At 60.6% G+C, this 19322-nt stretch carries 14 protein-coding genes and 1 pseudogene; 4 read left to right on the top strand and 11 right to left on the bottom strand.

What is annotated here, in order from left to right; genetic code table 11:
- The first annotated feature begins 900 nt into the window (after positions 1–900).
- Positions 901–2061 carry a TIR domain-containing protein gene (locus BBG20_RS01090; RefSeq protein ID WP_065899538.1) on the top strand — a complete coding sequence of 387 codons (1161 nt, stop codon included), beginning with the start codon at positions 901–903 and terminating at the stop codon, positions 2059–2061.
- 382 nt (positions 2062–2443) lie between these two features.
- On the opposite strand, the gene BBG20_RS01085 is transcribed toward BBG20_RS01090, so the two are convergent.
- Entirely contained in the window at positions 2444–2914 is a 471-nt protein-coding gene (locus BBG20_RS01085) for a hypothetical protein (protein WP_065899537.1), read from the bottom strand.
- A 274-nt stretch (positions 2915–3188) separates the two neighbouring features.
- Between BBG20_RS01085 and BBG20_RS01080 the strand changes: the two are divergent.
- Positions 3189–3356, top strand: a pseudogene (locus BBG20_RS01080) (integrase core domain-containing protein); the annotation flags it as partial.
- A gap of 44 nt (positions 3357–3400) precedes the next feature.
- Here the strand turns inward: BBG20_RS01080 and BBG20_RS01075 are convergent.
- The 4 genes from BBG20_RS01075 to BBG20_RS01060 all read right to left on the bottom strand — a co-directional run bounded on the left by BBG20_RS01075 (position 3401) and on the right by BBG20_RS01060 (position 6964).
- Positions 3401–3994: a hypothetical protein gene (locus tag BBG20_RS01075; RefSeq protein ID WP_065899536.1), complete on the bottom strand. Its 594-nt coding sequence runs from the start codon at positions 3992–3994 to the stop codon at positions 3401–3403.
- Complete coding sequence (locus tag BBG20_RS01070; RefSeq protein WP_065899535.1) at positions 3991–4563, bottom strand: RNA polymerase sigma factor; 573 nt, start codon at positions 4561–4563, stop codon at positions 3991–3993. Before BBG20_RS01070 ends, BBG20_RS01075 begins: the two co-directional genes overlap by 4 nt.
- Positions 4564–4585: 22 nt before the next feature.
- On the bottom strand, positions 4586–6238 hold the full coding sequence (locus BBG20_RS01065; protein WP_065899534.1) for a vWA domain-containing protein: 1653 nt from the start codon (positions 6236–6238) through the stop codon (positions 4586–4588).
- A 96-nt stretch (positions 6239–6334) separates the two neighbouring features.
- On the bottom strand, positions 6335–6964 hold the full coding sequence (locus tag BBG20_RS01060; RefSeq protein WP_065899533.1) for an amidase: 630 nt from the start codon (positions 6962–6964) through the stop codon (positions 6335–6337).
- A 182-nt stretch (positions 6965–7146) separates the two neighbouring features.
- Here BBG20_RS01060 and BBG20_RS01055 point away from each other — a divergent pair, with 182 nt between their 5' ends.
- Both BBG20_RS01055 and BBG20_RS01050 read left to right on the top strand, forming a co-directional pair.
- Positions 7147–7758 (top strand): hypothetical protein, encoded by a 612-nt coding sequence (locus BBG20_RS01055; protein ID WP_065899532.1) that lies wholly within the window; start codon positions 7147–7149, stop codon positions 7756–7758.
- A gap of 16 nt (positions 7759–7774) precedes the next feature.
- A complete protein-coding gene (locus BBG20_RS01050; protein ID WP_065899531.1) occupies positions 7775–8362 on the top strand; it encodes a hypothetical protein in 588 nt (195 codons plus the stop codon).
- Between the two features lie 52 nt (positions 8363–8414).
- On the opposite strand, the gene BBG20_RS01045 is transcribed toward BBG20_RS01050, so the two are convergent.
- From BBG20_RS01045 to BBG20_RS01020, 6 genes are all read right to left on the bottom strand, one after another.
- A complete protein-coding gene (locus BBG20_RS01045) occupies positions 8415–8849 on the bottom strand; it encodes an RDD family protein (protein ID WP_065899530.1) in 435 nt (144 codons plus the stop codon).
- Positions 8850–8852: 3 nt separating this feature from the next.
- Positions 8853–9449, bottom strand: coding sequence for a hypothetical protein (locus BBG20_RS01040; protein ID WP_065899529.1), 597 nt, complete (start codon positions 9447–9449; stop codon positions 8853–8855).
- 29 nt (positions 9450–9478) lie between these two features.
- Entirely contained in the window at positions 9479–9958 is a 480-nt protein-coding gene (locus BBG20_RS01035; protein ID WP_065899528.1) for an RDD family protein, read from the bottom strand.
- 28 nt (positions 9959–9986) lie between these two features.
- Positions 9987–10775, bottom strand: a complete 789-nt coding sequence (gene lepB, locus BBG20_RS01030) for a signal peptidase I (protein ID WP_065899527.1) — start codon at positions 10773–10775, stop codon at positions 9987–9989.
- Between the two features lie 93 nt (positions 10776–10868).
- Entirely contained in the window at positions 10869–11087 is a 219-nt protein-coding gene (locus BBG20_RS01025; protein WP_065899526.1) for a hypothetical protein, read from the bottom strand.
- Positions 11074–19293, bottom strand: coding sequence for a two-partner secretion domain-containing protein (locus tag BBG20_RS01020; protein ID WP_065899525.1), 8220 nt, complete (start codon positions 19291–19293; stop codon positions 11074–11076). The genes BBG20_RS01025 and BBG20_RS01020 overlap by 14 nt, the downstream gene beginning before the upstream one ends.
- Positions 19294–19322 lie beyond the last annotated feature (29 nt).

The following is a 19322-nucleotide window of genomic DNA, read 5'->3' as shown; positions in this document are numbered from 1 at the left end:
CAGAGAGGACAACGGTATAACGACGCTATAAGTACGTATGAACGGACCGGCAACATGCACCCCGCCCTCGTAGGCCATCTCCATGTGACACCAATTACCTATGTAACACGCCAGATCGACAACACAGCGCCAACGTGTAACAAATAAAAAACTCATTAAAATCATTATGCTATGCTCATTTTTACACGAGTTACACCTGTAACACCGACTTTCAAAGAGTATCCCCTAGCCCCAGTAGTAAATGCCCCTCCAGCGACATGGGTGATAGGCGTGCCTTTCTACTTCAAAACGAAGGGGCCTCTGGATGATCAGACTAGATACGAGGTAGGAAACCCGCGCGATCGTGTCAGCGGAAAGATGCCCAGCTTAGTGAACAGGTGAACCGGGTGAACTGCCGTTCACCAGTGCATTTGCCCTATGAATCGAAAAGCCGTTGGGGACCCTGGGCATTTCGGATAGACACGGGGCAAAGAACCCGCCAGATCTCGTTAGTGGCTGGGCTCCAAAGTTAGTTGACTGGTTGACTGAGTTGACCTAGCTATCCGTTCACAATCCTGAACAAAACCGAGGTCCGTTACCGTTCCGGTAAGGATCCCCTTTTTTCTTCAAGATCCTTTCAATTTTCAACGCTTGAAATTTCAGTAACTTCCAGCACCTCCCACTAACTCAGTCCCGCGGGTTTCATGCCCCGTATCACTTAATTCGCTCCAGGGGCCCCGGCGCAATCTGCTCGTTCTTAGCTCTAGCTACCCGCGTCTCAACATACGATCGCACGCCGGCTCCGATGGCAACCTCTCCAGGCACGCCCCCCATACTAAGCTCGAGAGCCTGATGCTAATCTGCAGCTACAGTGTCAGATGATCGCCCGATTGAGGGCACAACGGAAAATAGGGGGGCATCGTGTCGCTTAAAGTATTCGTGAGCTACGCCAAAGAAGACAGGCAGCAAGCGCTGAAATATTACGACCTTCTTGTCCAGGATGGCATGGCTCCATGGATCGATGTGAAGCACATCCTCCCTGGGCAAAATTGGGAAGCGGAAATCGACAAAGCCTTCCTAGATGCCAATGTTGTAATGCTGCTGCTCAGCAATCAAAGCGTTAACAAAAGAGGATTCGTTCAGAGAGAAGCGAACGATGCTATAGAGCGCCTAAGGTACAAACAGCCAACTGATATTTACGTTTTACCCCTATTGCTGGAGCAATGTGAGGTCTCTAGTCATATAGCAGGACGCCTTCAATATATCGATTTAACCACGTCGGGTGCGTGGGAACAGGTTCAGGCCTCCCTCCAATTGGCAGCTGAGCAACAGTCGATAGAAATAAAGCACGGCTCCAATGCGGGCCCATTTAAGGTTTTCTCTGAACACCTGAAAGATTATTGGGAAGGGGCTCCCGGGCATAATATTAAGATCGAGTACCCTCGCTTTGAATCGGCCTATTTAAGTGCCGTTGCTGAAGAGCTATCGCTCTATTTCGGCGGACGGGCTGCTCAAGGCCTGATTCAATCCAGACAGAAGCCATGGGAACAGCAAACGGATTTATTCCCGGAGCCCGGCGGGTATACGTCGCTTAATGGGCGTTGGGATGGCTTCGGGATCGTACATGCAACCGACGAAATGTTGAGCTTGACGTACGAAGTTAGTTGGTACGGGGCTGGTGCCGCGCACCCAAATTCGCATTTTGAAACCTACAATTTCTCCCTACGCGAGCGTCTCCTGCGTTTGAGTCTCGAAGATTTTTTTCGTGACCACGAAGCTGCGTTAAAACGCATCAGCCAGCTATGTATCGCAGAGTTGTGTAGAGAATATTGGAGGAGAACCGGTGAAAAGCCAGATCAGCACCAGATTGAGTGGTTTAACACCGGAGCCGCGAGTACAGAGGAAAACTTCAGCGCGTTCACAATCGGCGCAGACCATTTCACATTTTTATTCGCCCCATACCAAGTGAGCTCTTATGCAGCTGGAAGATGGAGTGTGGACATTTCTTTTTACGACCTCCTGGAATTCCTAAAACCAGACGGCCCTCACACGTACGCAGTGCAAAGAGTAAGTCGTGAATAGGATTGCAAGAGCCTTGGCGGTGTATGCCCACATGTATGCCTAACCGAACTAGAGGCCACAAGACCCAGCAAATACGGACCTCTAACCACCCAGTTCAAACGACGCCGGGGCACCACATACTAGTTTCTGGCTGTATCAGACAGTCTATGAAGCCCCAACGAAGCCCGCCTTGTGCGGGCTTTGTTGTTTCTGGCTTTTAATCGTCGCTCTTAAGAAGATCGACCGGTGTGATCCACTGCGAAGCGCAAAGGCGCCAACGGCGGCACAATTCAAGGCGCTGGTGGAGCGCAGCCAGTCGTTCGCATCGGATTTGACCAGCACACTGGGTGGCCTGATTGGCAGAAGTCGCCCCAAAGCGGGCATCCACTCGTGACTTTTGAGATCATGCGCCCACGTCATTTATCAGTTCGCGCCAGGCATCCCTTGCGTTCTGCTCCGAGGTAAAGACTTGTACTTTTGGATGCCAGAACTGCCCCTCAATTACGATGCATTCCAGAGTAGAGTCCTGAAACGTGAAGACATAATGGATGGCATCTTTTAGAAACCGCTGTCTATCGTGTCGCGGATGAATGGCGTTTCTCTGCTCAAGCTCTGCTAGCCAAGGCGAATTATCTATTCGATGAATTTGGTAATGCTTGAGACCAAGCCCAATAAGCGGATGACCGCCCAAAGCCTCGTCGTTTGGTGAGCCGAACTGCATTTTCCTAACTAGGGGAAAATGGATTACAGCTATTTCTTCCCCTGCGGCGCAATACCGTAAACATAGCTGCGTGTCCGTGGCAAACACGATGGGTTCGGGCGACGTACTTGGCTGTGGCCAGGAGTCAAGCAGCACTACGGTTGCGAATGACATAGGGAAGCCTAGTGAATAATAGGGGGGAAACAGAGTGCGAGAGCGACGCGTTGTCGTCAAACGTTACTGATCGCGATGGGCTGCTTCTGGCGGTTTTTTGCCGATCAAGGCCACCCCGTGTGCTGGTCAAATCCGATGCAAACGACTGGTCAAGTCCATGCAACTACGCATCTAGGGAATCAAGATGACCAGCGTGATTTCTGATCACCAGGTGGTGAGGACAGCTGATATGCAATGCGACTGGCTCGAGGTAGATTGACTACCTGACAACACGGCGGAGAGGATAAACGGCATTTTGAAGACCGAGCTCCTGCTGTATCGCCCTAAAGATCTGGCGGACGCAGTGAAAATGGTGGATGAGTCGGTGCTGATCTACAACGGGGAACGGCCACACCTGTCCCTGAAATACAAAACGCCCGATGCAGTGCATCGGGCGTTTTGAGACTGAAATAGGTGTAAACCTATTTCAGGACTAGACATGTTGATTCAGTGCTTCTGCAACGCCTCCAACCGCGCCGGCAGGTCTTCCTCGGGGAAACGCTCATGCAGCGCCAGCAGTTGCTCGTCCGCCGCCCTGCTTTCTCCCGCCGCGCGCAACCGCAGGATTTCGCGCAAGCCCTGTTCCAACGATGGCAATGCCACCGGCGCACGCTTGCTCAGTTGTTTGGCGGCGGGGGCATCTGCCAATGAGCCGGCGATTTCAGCTTGGGGCGGTGGGGCGACGGCCAGGCGGGCCATGGGGGCAGGCGCAGGCGCCGAGAACGCTTGTGGCGCCGGGCGTGCAGTGTCCTGTTGAAGACCGGAGAAGGTCGCGGTGGATATCTCGGGCTGCGGCACCGGCGAGCGCATCACCACGCCGATCATCAGGGCGAGGCCTGCGACGGTAGCGAATGCCATCTGCCAGCGCGGGCGTTGGCAGGCTTGCAGCCAGCGTTGCCACAGGTTTGGCTGCGGCGCCGGGGCTTCGCGGCGGGCGGTGGCGAGGATGAAGGCGTCGAGGGACGCAGGCGGTTCGCCCGTGCTGTGTTGACGAAAATGCTGGATCAGCTCGTCGTCAGGCATTTGTCGTGAGTCGGTCATGCGGGTATCTCCTCGGCCAGCAGGCGGCGCAGTTTCTGCTGGGCGTAACGCAGGCGGCTTTTTACGGTTTCCAGCGGGGCGCCGGTGAGGGCGGCGATTTGCGGCACCTCAAGGTCGCCGTGCAGGCGCAGCAGGAAGACTTCGCGCTGGTCTTCAGGCAACGCCTGCAACGCGGCGTCGAGGCGCGCCTGGTCGCGGCTCAGGCTCAGTTGCTGCTCGGGCCCGGCGCTGTCGTCGGGCTGGGCGTGCAGTTGCTCGTCGTAGCTGTCGTGCAGGGGGTTGTGAATACCGTGCTTGCGCCAGTAATCGATCAGGCGATTGCGGGCAATCTGGAACAGCCAGGTACGAAAACTCGCCCTCCCTTGTGGCTGCGTGTTGCTGCGGATCAGGCTGAGCCAGGTCTCCTGGTAGATTTCCTCGGCCAGTTCGGCCTTGTTGCTCAGGGACACCAAAAACCGATACAGGCCTTGGCGGTGCCGCGCGTACAAGGCTTCGAACGCGGCACCATCGCCGGTTCGGTAGCGGGCCAGCAGCGATTCGTCGCTGGGCAGGTCGTTTGGAGCGGGCATATCGATGGCTAACTCCCTTTATTCACTGTTTGGCCGGGGCTTTGAGGCTCTGGGCCAATTCCACCAGTTGTACAAACTCGTTACGCAACCCGAACGGGTCATCCCCGCGCGCCGAGCGGGCCAGTGCGGCGGTGTCCGGCAAACTCATGCTGCCAGTGTAGCGGCCATCGCCCTTGAGCTGTTGGGCGAAGGCCGCCACGGCCGCCGAGAAGCGCAAGTCGTCGCTGGCCGCAGTGGACGCGTTGACGATCGGGCGTTCGATCAGCCGGCTGTCCCCGCCTGCCGCCGGCTTGTAGCGCACCCGCAGCAGCGCCAGCTCGCCGGTGTTGTGCGCCACCTCAGGCGCTGACGTGTAGCGCAGCGGCTCCAACCAGCCTTTCTCGCCCTTCGGCACAATTTCATACAGCGCGGTGACGGTATGCCCTGCACCGATTTCGCCGGCGTCGACCTTGTCGTTGTTGAAATCCTCACGCTTGAGCGCACGATTTTCATAACCCAAAAGGCGATACTCGCTGACGCGCGCCGGGTTGAATTCGACCTGCAGCTTCACATCCCGCGCCACCACCGCCAAGGTCGAGCTGAGTTGCTCGACCAGCACCTTGCGCGCTTCGCGCAGGGTGTCGATGTAGGCGTAATTGCCGTCGCCGGCATCGGCCAATTGTTCCATCAGGTGTTCGTTGTAGTTGTCCACGCCAAAGCCGAGGGTGGTGAGGGAGACGCCACTTTTGCGCTGGTCTGCGGCCATTTGCTTGAGGCTGTCGAAGTCGCTGACGCCGACGTTGAAATCACCGTCGGTGGCCAACAGAATGCGATTGATCCCCTTGTCGATAAACCCTTCGCGGGCCATCTGGTAAGCCAGTTCGATGCCGGACGCGCCCGCCGTGGCACCGCCGGCAGTGAGTTGGTCGATGGCGTTGCGGATCTTGGCCTTGTCTCGCCCGGAGGTGGGCTTGAGCACTACGCGGGACTCACCGGCATAGACCACCAGCGACACCCGGTCCTGTTCGCGCAACTGATCCACCAGCAACTTCAGGGTGCTTTTGACCAGGGGCAGACCCTCGCGGCGGTCCATGGAGCCGGACACATCCACCAGGAACACCAGGTTGGCCGGGGCCAGGTCCGCCACGGCGCGGTCGGAGGCCTTGATGCCGATGCGCAGCAATTGGGTGTGCGGGTTCCACGGCGTGGTGGCGACTTCAGTGGTGACACCAAAGGGCGAGCCATCGGTAGGCAACGCGTAGTTGTAGGGGAAGTAGTTGACCATTTCCTCCAGTCGCACAGTGCCTTCGGGCGGCAGGCTGCCTTGGTTGAGGAAACGTCTTACGTTGGCATAGCTGCCTGTGTCGACATCGACGCTGAAGGTGGACACCGGCGTTTCGGCCACGCGGTGCACGGGGTTATCCGGCAGGTTCTGGTATTGCTCGCGGGGCTCACTGCGGTAAGCCATCGCTGCCGAATCCTGCATCACCAGGCGCGTGGTCATGGGGGCGGGCGACGGCATGCGCTGGCTCACGGCGCCCTGCACGGCGGCACTTTTCAACTCGGCGACCGGCGCAGGGTTGGCCGGCTTGGCCACATCATGCGAGGCAGACAGCCCGCAGCCAGCCAGCGCCACCAGCAAGGTCACGGCAAAGCCCTGGGCAGCAGGACGCAGGAAGAGCGGGGAGTAGGACATGGGTCTGAACCTCGTGAATGAATGATCCGTTCACAAGGTCAGACGCAAGCTTCAGGTGGTTCGGGTTAAGCCGTGTCTACTCAATCGACCCGCACCTCAATGGCACGGGCGATCGGCTGCCACTGTCGACTCCATCGCCATCGGGATGCCCTGGTTCGGCGCCAGCAACTCGTAGACAAAGAAGGGACAACGCACGCCCATCTTGCCCTCGGTATCCGAGCCATACACCATGCCGACGTAAGCCTCGTACTGGCGGCCCTTTTCAAAGGTGTACACCCGCGAAAGCGCCGGGCACTTGCTGTAGGTGCTGCCGTAGCTGCCCACCGCCAACTCCTCGCGCACCATCAGAAACGGCTTACCCGCCGGTACCTGGTATTCGGCCACGATCTCGGTGTACATCCCTTCGGCCATGCTGGTCACACCAAGGTATTCGGCCATCTTCGGCAGCACGCGCGGGGGCATGCCCAACTTTGGCGGCACCAAGGGTGATTGCGGGTAATTGATGCTCGGCTTGACCACATCATAAAAACGCCCGGCCTTGGCCAAGCCTTGCTCATTGCCGACGCAGCCGGTGTACGCGCCGCCCCGCACTTCGCCATTGGTGATCACACGCAACTTGGCCGTGTCGGTACCGGCGGGCGGTGCAACATAGGGCACCCAGGGTTGGTGGTTGCAGGCAGACAACAGCAACAGCGTGCTGCACAGGGCGAGAGGTTTCAGGTCCATTGAGCGGGTTTCCATGCAACGAATGCGAGGGGAATGTCAGGTAACGGGCGCGACTTTACTCCTGTGCCCCGCCGCTCGCAAAGCCGCCCGAAGGCCTTTTGGCGAAATAAAAAATGGAGGCTCAAGTTATCCCCGGATGGGTCGAGACACTGACTTGGTTCGTTCACTTATAGGGATATTGCGTGCTTAAACTTCTCCTCCGGGCCGCGGCCGTGATCGCGACGCTGTCGATGACCGGCTGCGCCTCCTACACCGTCACCGGCCCTATCGGCGCCCCGTTTCACCCGGCAGCGGCCAGCAGCCCGCGCAGCGCGCAAATCGCCGATGTGGCGGTAAGTGACGCCGACGTCAACGAGGCCAACAAGACGGCGATCAGCCGCTCCCTGACGGCCCAGCTCAACCAGTACGTGCGCACGGCGGGTTACTTCAAGCAAGTCACCGAGTACCCCGTGCGCCTGGAAGAAAACGACGTCGTGCTCAAGTTCAACATGACCTCCCTCAAGGGCCATCGCGGGCCGCACCCGGCCTACGTGCCCGGCGCGCTGCTGACGCTGACGATCTGGATCTGGGTCAACGGCCCGATCTATGTCGACAGCTTCGACGTCGCCGGCGACCTGGTGATCGTCGACCGCAACGGCAAGGAATTGGCTGCGGCCAAGGAGTCGATCAAGTTCGAGCACAACGTCGGCCTCTACAGCGGCGAGTATTGGGCACCGTCCATGGGCGCCCAGCAATTGAGCAAACTGGTCGCGCAACTGCTCGACACGGCCACCGCCAAACTGGCCAAGCCATAACTTCAAGGAGCACTGCATGAAAGGATTGATCAAACACTGCCTGGTACTCGCCGCCGTCCTGTTGACGGGCTGCGTGTCGTACTCGCAACACGAACTGCCAGCCGTGCAGACCTGGCCGCCGACCGCCAATGCGCCGGAGCAAAAACCTACGGTGTACGTGCGCACCACCGCGCAGAACCACGTCAACGGCGGCCCGGGCAATGCGGCGGCGGGTGCACCGGCGGCGCTGTGGGAAAAGACTGTGGCGGATACGTTTCGCCAGTCCAACCGCTTCGCGCGGGTGAGCACCGACAAGGTCGACTCGGACATCTATGTGGATGCCACGCTGCACAACAATGAAGAATACAGCCCGGTGTCGGCGTTCATTACCGGCTTCACGTTCTGTGTCATCCCGACCACCGCGAAGAACATCTTCACCCTTGAAACGGTGTTCAAGGACAAGGATGGCAAGGAACTGGGCCGGGTCAAGAAGAGTGAATCGGTGCGCACCTGGGTGCATCTGGTGCTGATCGTGGGCCTGCCGTTCCAGAGCGATACACGCGAAGTGGTCGACGCATTGACGCGCAGCACGCTCGACGAGGCGGTGCAGCGCAAGTTGCTGTAACACGCCTGGGATCAGGATGGGAGCTGCCGCGCTCCCACCTTGAATGCCCGCGTCAGGTATTGATTACCACTGTCTTGGCCAACATGTCGCCCAGGCGCCGACGCAGTCCCATCAATACAAACATACCGTCCAGCACACTGAGCAACAGCTTCGGCAGGTTGCGCAGGAACGACTGCACCACGGTGCAGTTCGTGGGGTACGGATAACCCACGACCGCCGTGCGGCACACGCGCTTGCCCAGGCTCTGGCCCTGGGGCAATGCATCGCAAAAGAGAAGGTACCCAATCGCCAATAAGGTCAGCGCGGAGCTGGCGTATTGGAAAAACATCAGGCTCGTCGCCGTGTGGGCATACAGGGCGGCATAGCCGAGCGGCGTCTTCAACAACAGCAAGCCAAACGCCACGCCCATATCGATGAGGTAGCCCAGCAGCCGCTTGACCGGGCTGGCCAGGTTATCGCTGCCGGCCACCAACGCTGAGTCGCTCATCAGTCATTTATCCTTAAGGGGTTGAGGGCGGCACACGTTGTGCGCCTGGTTCTCGGCGATGTCTTCCATGTGCTTGCCGACGATGGGGTTGAGCACCAACAGGCGTTCCGACTTGCCGGTGGGGCGGTAGGCCGGGCCCTGGGCATCGGTGTGCAGCGTGAAGCCGCTGGCGGCCAATGCCTTGACCAATTGCGTGCGCTTGAGCACGTCGCCATTGCCACGGAAGTCGCTGACGGTGAGGAACACGATACGGTCTTGCTGCAGCAGCCAGATCGGCCGATCACTGGTCTCGCCATCGAAAATGTACGCACAGTCCACCGTGGCCACGCGAAAGCTGGCCTGACGCACATAGTGCCCACCCGCATAGCCCACCAACGTGATCAGGCCCGGCTGCACCACGGCGATTGCATCCTCGGTCTGCTCGCCCTTCATCACGCCATAGTTCGTGTACGCCCAACGCAACCTGGTGAACTCGGCGGGCGTCGCCGCAAGCTTCAGGTCAGCCGTGATCCGCGCCTGATCTTCGGCGCCGCGATAGGGAAGGCCCTGGCATCCGGCGAGGGCTGCCAGGCACAGGAGGATAAAAGCTCGGTAAATCATCTGACGTGTCCTTGTCCGTTAAATAGCCATCAGCCACGGGAAGTGCCGTTGTCATAAATGTCCGCCAGGCTGCGCACCGTGGTCAGGTTGCCGGTCTGGACCACGATGGTCTTGGCGAACATATCCCCCAGGCGCGTGCGTGACTCCATGAAGATCCACACCCAATCGATCACCACCAGCACCCCGGCATTGCGGGTGAGCGACTGCGAAAGGGTACAGCCCTTGCGGGTCTTGCGGTCGACGGTGGCAATGCTCAACAGGCGCTTGCCGAGACTCTGGCCATTGGGCAATGCATCGGCCAACAGGACGTAGGCGAAGCCGGCAAAAAAGCCCGAGAGAATGCCACGCTGGGACGTCATCGCAGGCACATAGGCAGACACCGCGTCGGCGCCGGATTTGACGATGAAAAAGATCAGCACTGCGATGGCGCAATCAATGATACGAGCGGCCAGGCGGCGGCCGATGCTGGCCAGGATGGTCGCCCGTCCGGTGGTGTTCGGGACATTCATAGGGTGTTGCTCCAGCTTCAAGAAGGTATCAAGGGAATGTCGTGCCGATCCGCGTCCGGTCTTTGGAGGACCAGATGCCGGTCACCTTGCCCACCACGTCTTCAACCGCGACCTGGCCCATGAAGCGGCTGTCATTGCTGTTGTGGCGGTTATCGCCCAGCAGGTAGACGTGCCCCGGCGCAACCTTTATCGGCGCGAGCGTCAGCGATTCCGGGCCTTTCACACGGTCGGCCTGGGCATGGAACAGCCCGAGGTTTTCGCCATTGTGGATCAGCTCGCCGTTGACGATTTCTAAGGTGTCCCCGGCGACGCCCGCCACGCGCTTGATCGCTTCGGTGCCATTCCAGCGGTACACCACGATGTCACCGACCTTGGGTGGCCCCGCACGCAGGTCGGACACGATGTAGTCGCCGATCGACACGGTGGGCGCCATCGAGGCTGTCGGTACGAAGTAGGTGTTGAAGCCCAGCAGCGGTGCACGCAGCACCGAGAGCAAGACCAGCGTGACCACCACCAGCACGCCCACATAGAGCACGTGGACACGTTTGCGCGGCACATTCAGCGGGCCGGTGTAGCGGCGCGCCAGCACCGCGGCGGTGACCGCCGAGGCAAGCTTGACGCTGATGATGAAGCCCAACAGGACATACAAACCGAGCGGCGTCGAGATCAGCCCGCACAGGCCCAGCAGCACGATGCCGATATACATCAGCGCCGCGACGCGGATGCCCCACTGGATGCGGTCGACATACACCAGGCCCCAGCCGGCCACCAGGCAGGACATCAGGAAGGCCTGCAGGGAAAGTTTTACGGGTTTCATTCATCGTCCTTGAAAAGGTAAAGGCGCCTAGCCGAACAACGGGCCGGAGTTTAACGCAGTGTCCGCCTGATACGCTCCGCTGCCCGTGGATAATCAGCGCACATTAAAGAACCAAAGCACCCACCCCGCGATGAATCCAACCCCGGCCACTTTCAGGTACAGCAGGCTGTTTTCCTTCACCAGTCCGATGACATCCTCGCCACCACTCAACCAGTACCCCGCCACCTGGAAGAACACACTCATGAACAGCAGCGCCAACGCAAAGGCACACGGCAGATAAATGGCGACCCACCAGGGTTCATTTCTTCTCATTGAGGTCTCTTTTCTTCATATAGTACTCAACGCTTTTGTTGAAAAGCCCGGAGGCCGTGGAGTCACCCAAATTACCCGCGATGGAAGGAATGGAGCTTGGCGGGGCGGGCTTTGTAATAGTCCATATTCCGGCCGGTACCCACTCGTACTGCTTGGACAAAGGGTTAAGGCCCTTCTCCAAGGGTAATTTGACCATGTTACCAATGCCGAACCCTACGGTTGCGCCCGCTTTACCTACCAAGGCCGCCATGAACGGATCATCGCCCTTCATTTCAGCCTGATAATAACTACCTGTTGCATTCCACGTGACCGTAGGGCTGTACCCTTTACCGGGGGTGATGGCCCCGACTATCCCAGAGCCAATCACGTCCGCCAGTGTCACCTTGCCATCCGCCGCGTATTGGATACCGGCGCCAACACCGGCGGAAACGCCCACGGAGACTAACTGTTCTCGCCCTTTGGTCACTGCATTGGTGAGAATGGATTTACCGCCCATCAAAATGGCAGGCCACGTTAACGGATCGATGACAACCGACATCACGCGGTCTGAGTCGGTAATGTTTTCCTTCAGAAACTTGAGGTCCGCGCCATTCAGATAATTAACCAGCGCAATGGCCTCGGGGTTCTTCAACTTTTCACTCGTGCGAAACTGTGAGGGATCGGCATCTCTGGCAGCATTGGTACTTGCCTGGATTTCCTCTTCGCGCGTGACACACGTCCATCCCCCGCCCGTACAGCGACCCGCCATTCTTTTACTGTTTTCATTACTGATATCAATGTATTTCTTTATCACCGGCGCGCAGTCTCCACCCCTGACGTTTTTACAGGCTGTCAGTTCTTTATCAAGCGCACGGGCTTCTGTCTCGCTCAGCCAGTTATTTTCCACCGCATTACGTCCTGCTTGAGCGCCGGCGACAGCGCCGAACATGTCACCGCCCGCGAGCCCTCCGCCCACGCCCGCAGCCAAGCTCGACAGCGCGGAAACCGTTGCCTTTTGCGCCTGGGTCAAGTCAGCGGTCGCGGTGCCCGGATACAGCTGGCGGGCAATAAATTCGCCGGTTGCAGCACCGGCTGCCCCTGACAACGCCGAGTTACCCTGGGCTTGCGCCACCACCGCACCCAGCACTGCGTGAGCCATCAGGTTGGCGTAGGGGTCGCCTTCAGTCTGCTGCTTGATTTCATGGGCCAGGTACGGTGCCGCCGCACCCGCCAACGCACCGCCAACACTGCCACCCATGACCGCCTGCACCACGGCCGTCACGGCCTGGCTGGCCTTCTGGAAGCTGCTGCCGACACCATAATCCTTCTGGGCTTGCTGGTTGATCTGCGCCGGTGTCGGGTTAGCGATACCGTCCTCAATCAGCTTCTGCCGTGTGGCTTTATTGATGTCGCTGTTGGGGTCATTGGCGGCATTGATCCTGGCGGCGGCGATGGCATCGCCGATCCCCTTGGTCAACTCCATCGAGCTTTTGATCAGGTCCATGCGTTCTTGCATGGCCTTCTGGTCAGGCTTGTCGAGGTGCTGGTTGGCATTCGCCGTGTCGCGGTTCAGGCCGATCAGGTCGCCCGCGCCTTCGGGGTTGCGCACCACGATCGTGCCTTCACTCACGGCACTGCGGGTGTGGCTGTGGTCCGAATCATTCAGCGCCATGCCATACAGGGCCCCGGGTGTGAGCGTACCGACACCGCCACCGTAGGAACCGGACACACTCATGCCCGCCGATTTGCTTTCGATCTCGCTCTTGTTCTTGATGTCGCTGACCAGCAGACGATCGGTGAGCAGTAAATTCCTGTCAGCCGTGGCTTCGCTGGCAATCACCGCGCCTTGCAGGGTGGTGTTCTTGGCCACGTCGATGGTGTAGCCGCCCTTGCCGGCAAAGAACCCGCTCTGGTCGGTCACCGCCTGGTAATCGCTGTTCATCTTCGACGCCGCCAGGTTCGCCGACGCCGCCACGGTGGAGCCGTAGCAGAACGGCGGGATACAGATGCTCGCTCCGAAGCCTGCGCTGTCCTGCTTGCTCTTGGAGGTCTCGGTGTCCTGTCGCGACAGGATGTTGAGGTTGCCGCCGATGTCGGCATCAATGCGATCAGCCCGTACCTGCGCTCCCGCCAAGGTCGTGTCCTGGCCGCTGCGCAGCACCAGTGAACCGGTGTCCAGGGTGGTATTGACTTGCGTCACCGAGCCACCCGACCCGAGGTTCTTGGCGGTTTGTGCGCCCAGGTCGAGAGTGAAGCCGTTTTGCTCGCCAATGTTGAAGCTGGCGCCGATGGCAGTCCGGTTGCGCGAGCCATCGTTTTTACGCTCAGTGGTGTTCTGCGCGCTTTGCAGCAGGATGTTGTTTTTCGCCGACAACAGAGTGTTGCCCGCTTTCAATGAACTGCCGGTGATCAGCAGGTCGCCCAAGGTCTGCGGCGCGTCGCCCGCCGCGACAATCAGCAGGTTTTCACCCGCATTGAGACTGCTCTGATGGGCGGTTTGGGCTGTGTATTCACTGCTGCTTTTGGTCCGCGTGTTGGCCAGTTCAGTCCCAATCTTGATCAGCGAGCCGTTACCGGCGGAGCCGCCGGTCTTGTCCTTGAAACCGGTGCTTTGCTTATTGAGCTCGCCCGCCTGGTTATTGAGGTTGTAGACCGACAGCGCCGCCTGGGCGATTTTCACGGCCTTCAGACGCGGGTCGTCGGAGCTGCGCGCTGCCTCGGCGGCATCACGGATACTTTTAGTGGTATCGACCACGGTGCCCGCGATCACACGGCCTACCGCCAGGCTCTTGGAACTGTCCTTGCTGGTCTGGCTGGCAGTTTCCATGCCGGCCGTAATGCTGACGTTCGCACCGGTGAGCGCCATGTTTTTGGTACTCACCAGATCACTGGCAATCACCGCCAGCTCACGCCCTGCAGTCAGCGACACATTGCCTGCACTTGAGCCAATCGTGCTGCCGGTCAGGGTCATTTCATTGGCGGTGCCGTTGTGCTTCGAGCTGTTGATGTACAGTTTCTGGTTGCCGGTGATGTCATCCAGGCCCAGCGTGTTGCCGGTCAACACACCGGTGAGGTCGCGGTTTTTTTCCTTGTGCATGTCGGTGCGGGCGAAGGTGTTCTGCGCCGCATCGATGGTCAGGTCGCGGCCGGCCTGCACGGCGAGGTCGCCGGTGCTGACCAGCGCGGAGCCGGTCACCACGGCATCGCGCTTGGCCGCGACGGTGACGGTTTCGCCGGAGACCATGCTGCCCATGGCGGTGGTGCGTTTTTCGTCGACCTTGTCCTCGACCTTGCTCGCCTTGAGCCCGCCCCAGCTGCTTTTGCTCTCTTTGCGTTCGTGGCGGGCGCTGTCCGAATTGCTCACCGCGAGGATGCTCACGTCCTGCCCGGCAACCAAGTGCGCCGCGCCTTTTTCGGCGGTGACGGCACTGCCGGCCAATAGCAGGTTTTCGCCGGCCACGACCGTGCTGTGAGTGCCAGCGCTGACGAGGCTGCCGACATTGTTCACGGCGTCGGTTTCGTCGAGGCGGAATTTCTTGCCCTGGGAGGTTTTCTTGGTCTTGCTGTAGAAGCTGTAGTCCTGGTCTTCAGCGGTTTTAAGGCTGAGGTTTTTACCCGACACCAGGTAGGCCTCGCTGCCGGCATTGACCTGGCTCGCCACCAGTTGCAGGTCCTGCCCGGCGCTCAGGCTGGCGTCGCCACCGGCCTTGATCACGCTGGAGACTTGCTGGACGTGGTCCTCGATGCGCTTGACCTTTTTCGAGTTGAACGTCGAGTGCTGCTCATTGGCCGCTGCTCCCGCGTTGAAATCGCGGGTGGCAACCAGGTTGATATCGCGCGTGGCTTGCACCTGGCTGGCCACGATGCTGATGTCGCGCCCGGCGGCCACGTGCAGGTCGCGACCGGCTTCCACCACGGAGCCTTGCTGCGCGATGGTCTTGTAGTTGGAGCGCGTGCCGATGGCGCCGCTGTCGAGGGTTTGCGAGGCGCTGATGTTGACGTCGCCCACGGCTTGCGCGGTGGTGTCCGCGCCGCTCTTGAGCACACCACCGACGTTGTTGAGGTTGGCCCCGGCCTGCAAGGTCAGCGCGTTGGCTGACTCGATGCGCGCGGCGCTGTCGACGAAATCGCTGCGCTCGGTGCGATAGGCACTGGCGCTTTCGTGGGTGGTCACCGTGCGCTCGTTGAGCAGGTCGGCGCCGGCGGCGAGGTTGACGTCGCGCCCGGCAATGACACCGCCCGCGCGGTTGGTCAGGTTGTTGCCGCTGAGCAGGTCGAGACGCCCACCAGCTTCCATCAAGCCGCTGTTGGTGAGGTTGCTGCCGACATTGGCCAGCAGGCTGCCGTTGGCGCGCAAGGTGCCGGCGTTATTGAGGTGGCTGCCGCTGATCAAGCTGACGTCGCTACCGGTAATCAATGCACCATTGGGCGCCAGGCGGTTGCTGGCCTGGGCCAGGTACAGCACCGGGACCAGCACTTGTTGCCCGGCGACGGTAGCGTTTTCCAGCCACACGATGTCGTGGGTCAGGGCCGCCACCTGTTCGGCGGTGAGGCTGACGCCCACCGACAGGCTGAGAGCGTCCTTGCTGCTGATGGCGTTGTCCATCAGGTGCTTGAACAGGTCGGCATCGCTGGTCAGGCCGTCGATGAAACGCTGGCCGGTGCGCGCAAGCACGGCCTGCTGGATCAGGCGCTGTTCGTAGAAGCCGTCGCCGAGGCGCCGTTGCGCGGTGTCGGGGTCGTAACCGAGCTTGCTGAGCATGTAGTCCGAGCTCATGAACTGGCGCATGTCGGTAAGCAGCGGGTTGGTTTCGATCAGGTATTTGTGCGGGTTGGCCGCGAACTGGCTGGTGGGCACACCGTTCACGCCATTGCCGTCATTGAGGTGGAACAAGCCGTTCTGCCCGGTGGGCAGGTCGAAGCCTGGCAGGCCCAACGGGTTGACTTGTTGCTGGGCGACGTCCGGCGGCAGCTGCGGGTTGAGGCTGACCTCGGTCGAGTAGCCCGGCGCATGGCTGTTGGCGCCGCTGCCGACGTAGGTGTAGCCGCCGCGCACGACTGTGTTGTCGATACCGGCCTGGGCCTGCACAGTCACAGCGCCACCGGCCTGGATCACGGCCGCGTAGCTCTGGTCCACCGGTGCCAGTTCGGTGGTCTTGCGCAGGGGGAGCTTCTCCATCTGCATCGCGCCGATAAACGTCGCCAGCGACGCTTCCAGGCCGCCGAGGTTGTTGGCGTCGTACCGAGTGCCGCCAATGGAATATTGGTCAGTGAAGTCCGCGGCGTAGCGGTACCAACCCTCTGGCTTGCGCTCGCGATCGGAGGTAAACACGCGGTCGTACTGGGTGTCGTGAGTCACCACACCGACGTTGGTCAATTGGTTGACCCGCACCGTCATGTTGCCACCCGAGGCGATGCTACTGCTGCTGTTGAGCAGGTCGCCGCCGGCCAGCAGCATGTCGGCGCCCGAGGTAATGCTGGACGCCGCCGTCGCGTTGCTGACGATGAAGCGATCGCGTTGGGTGATCTGGAACGGTCGGTTCTGCTTGCCACCGTCGCAGTCGCCACCGGTCACGCCCTCGACACAGGCGATAGGGGTGATGGAGGCGCTGTAGATGCCCGATTCGGTGGTCAGCACAGTACGGATGTTGTCGATCGTGCTGGCCGCCAGGACCAGGTTGCGCTCGCTTTCGATGGTGCCCGAGCTGTTGATGATGCTGGTGGCCAGCCCACCCTGGCCGTCGCGGTCAACGCGCAGGTTGCCCATGGCGTAGATGTTGGCGCCGAGGTTTTTCAGGCGGTCGACCTTCAGGTTCATGTCGCCGCCGCTGAAGATCAACCCGTGGTCATTGAGCAGGTTGCCCACCGACAGGTCGAGGCTGCCCTGGCTGGCAACGGAGCCGCCCACCGTCCAGTCCTGGCCGCTGCCGACCAGGCTGCGGGTACCGAGCAATTGCCCGGTGGCGGTCTGATGCAGGTTGTCGACATTCACCGTCAGGCGCCCGGCCTGAATCGCGGTGCTGTTGGTCCAGTGGGTCTTGTCGAGGGTCAAGTCGCCCTGGGTCACCAGGCTGCCGCCGACGTCATCGAGGCTGATGCCACTGAGGTCGAGCACGCCGGTGCCGACGTGCAACACCTTGCCGCCGGTGTTCTGGAAGGTGCCGGCGGCGAGGCTCAATTGGTCGTTGGCGGTCTCCAGGCTGCCGCTGTTGTTCAGCAGGCCACCGATGGCGTAGCGGGTCTTGCCGACGACGCCGAGGGCGCGCATTTGCCCGCTGTTGGTGAGGCTTGCGCTGTCGACATCCAGGGTCGTGGCGCTTTCGATCAAGCCACGGTTGACCAGCGCGCCGCGCAGGCTGACGTCGATCCGGTTGGCGGCGATCTCCCCGCCGTTATCCACATTCACGCCACTCAGGTGCACGCGGTCACGGGCGAACAGGTTGCCACTGCCGTTGTTGAAATCCGTGGCATCGATAAGCGCATCACCGCCTTTGGCCGCGATGCGTCCGCCGTTGTTATCGAGGGTGCCGGCGGTAATGCTGAGGCCGGCCTTTTCGCTGTGGATCAGGCCGTTGGTGCCGTTCTGTACGCCTTCGGAGGCGGTCAGGCTCAGGCCATCGTTGGCGGCCAGGGTGCCGCTGTTCTGGTTGTCGATGCTGGTGGCGAACACCGTCAGCAAGCTTTGGCTTGCGAGCTTGCCGCCCTGGTTGTCGAGGTGGGCCGCACGCTGGACCAGCAAGGGCCCGACACTCGCCAGCTTGCCGTTGCGGTTGATCAGGTCACCGAGCAAATCCAGGGTAAGCGTGCTGGCGCCGGTGAGGTTGCCGGCACTGTTGTCCAGGGTATTGCCGTGCAGGGTGAATGCGCCCGTGCTGTCGATGATGCCGCCCTGGCTGTTGTCCAGCAGGCCGCTGACGTTTAGGGTTTGAGTACCGTCGCTGAGCAATTGGCCCTTGTTGCGGTTATCGAGGCTGCCGGCGGTGATGTTCAGCGCTTGCTTGGCGCTCATGCTGGCGCCTTGGTTATCCAGGTCTTGGGCGACGGTCGCGGTCAGGTTGCGATTGGCGATTACGGTGCCGGTGTTGGTGATCTGCTGGCTGTCGAGCGTGACGTCGCCCCCGGCGTTGCGGGTGTTGTCGGCGTTGACCCCGGCTTCGATGATGCCGTTGTTGGTCAGCTTGCCGTTGCTCGCGAGGGTGATGCTGTCACGGGCGGCGAGGCTCTTGCGGTTTTTCAGCTCGCCCTTGGTCTTTGCCTTCAGGGTGGTGCCGGCGTAGACCGGGCCCTGGGCATCCAGGCTTGCCGCCTTGATGTCCACCGCACCGCTGGAGGCGGCCTGGGCCATGCTCAGGTGGCCGTTGACATCGAGTTGGATATCGCCGCCGCTGGCGGCCAATGTGCCGTCGAGCTTCACGCCGACGCCGGCCTCGGTGCCCACCAGCTTGATGGCGCCGGCGTACATGCCGCCCAGCGCCGACGAGTCGATCGCCAGCTCCGGCTTGGCGCTGCCGTCGTCGGCGCGCGCGGTGGTTTTCAGGCTTTTGGCATCAACGTCATTGCGACCGGCGATCACCGTAAGCTCGCGTGCATTGATCTGCGCGTTGATCTTGGCCGAACGGGTGATGATCTCGAAATGGTCGACGTTGCTCGCGTTCAAGCCCTTGCCGTCGATGGTCACCGCACCGCCATCCACCTGGTAATGGTCCAGGCGGCCGACTTTGTCGATAACTGGCTTGCCGGTGGTCAGGGTGACATTCGGGGTGTTGATAAAACCGCAGCCGTTGCAGCTGATGCCATACGGGTTGGCGACGATCACCTTGGCCGACTGGCCCGCCACTTCGGTGTAGCCGCGCAACTGGCTGGGGCTGCCGCCGTTGACTTCGTTGAGGATGACATTCGCAGCGCCGCCCTTGAGGTTCGGGTTACCGACGATGATCCCGCCCAGCTGCGTGTTCTGGACCATGCCCGTGGCGTTGTTGAGGATCACGCCATTGGGGCCGACGTTGTAGTCCTGGAACTGGTTATGGGACAGGCCGCTGCCATTGGGCGTGGCGATGTTCACCACCGGCACGCCGTTGCCCGCCTGGCCGACAGTCGTGCCCGGACCGCTGACCACGATACCGTCGGCCTGGGCCAGCAGCGGCTGCCAGAACAGCGCATTGGCCAGGATCAGGGCCAGGCCACGCTGGGACAGGGTTTTCAGGGCAACAACAGGGCGAACGTCCATATTCAGAATCTCACGGCAGCGGCGTTGAA

Origin of the sequence: Pseudomonas aylmerensis, assembly GCF_001702265.1 — a bacterium.
In the GTDB taxonomy this organism is placed as follows: Bacteria; Pseudomonadota; Gammaproteobacteria; order Pseudomonadales; family Pseudomonadaceae; genus Aquipseudomonas; species Aquipseudomonas aylmerensis.
This window is presented reverse-complemented; position numbering and strand designations above follow the sequence as displayed.

Coding starts and splice junctions, on each gene's coding strand:
- BBG20_RS01085 (WP_065899537.1), bottom strand. CDS start 2,914: ATGTCATTCGCAACCGTAGTGCTGCTTGACTCCTGGCCACAGCCAAGT.
- BBG20_RS01075 (WP_065899536.1), bottom strand. CDS start 3,994: ATGACCGACTCACGACAAATGCCTGACGACGAGCTGATCCAGCATTTT.
- BBG20_RS01070 (WP_065899535.1), bottom strand. CDS start 4,563: ATGCCCGCTCCAAACGACCTGCCCAGCGACGAATCGCTGCTGGCCCGC.
- BBG20_RS01065 (WP_065899534.1), bottom strand. CDS start 6,238: ATGTCCTACTCCCCGCTCTTCCTGCGTCCTGCTGCCCAGGGCTTTGCC.
- BBG20_RS01060 (WP_065899533.1), bottom strand. CDS start 6,964: ATGGACCTGAAACCTCTCGCCCTGTGCAGCACGCTGTTGCTGTTGTCT.
- BBG20_RS01050 (WP_065899531.1), top strand. CDS start 7,775: ATGAAAGGATTGATCAAACACTGCCTGGTACTCGCCGCCGTCCTGTTG.
- BBG20_RS01045 (WP_065899530.1), bottom strand. CDS start 8,849: ATGAGCGACTCAGCGTTGGTGGCCGGCAGCGATAACCTGGCCAGCCCG.
- BBG20_RS01040 (WP_065899529.1), bottom strand. CDS start 9,449: ATGATTTACCGAGCTTTTATCCTCCTGTGCCTGGCAGCCCTCGCCGGA.
- BBG20_RS01035 (WP_065899528.1), bottom strand. CDS start 9,958: ATGAATGTCCCGAACACCACCGGACGGGCGACCATCCTGGCCAGCATC.
- lepB (WP_065899527.1), bottom strand. CDS start 10,775: ATGAAACCCGTAAAACTTTCCCTGCAGGCCTTCCTGATGTCCTGCCTG.
- BBG20_RS01025 (WP_065899526.1), bottom strand. CDS start 11,087: ATGAGAAGAAATGAACCCTGGTGGGTCGCCATTTATCTGCCGTGTGCC.
- BBG20_RS01020 (WP_065899525.1), bottom strand. CDS start 19,293: ATGGACGTTCGCCCTGTTGTTGCCCTGAAAACCCTGTCCCAGCGTGGC.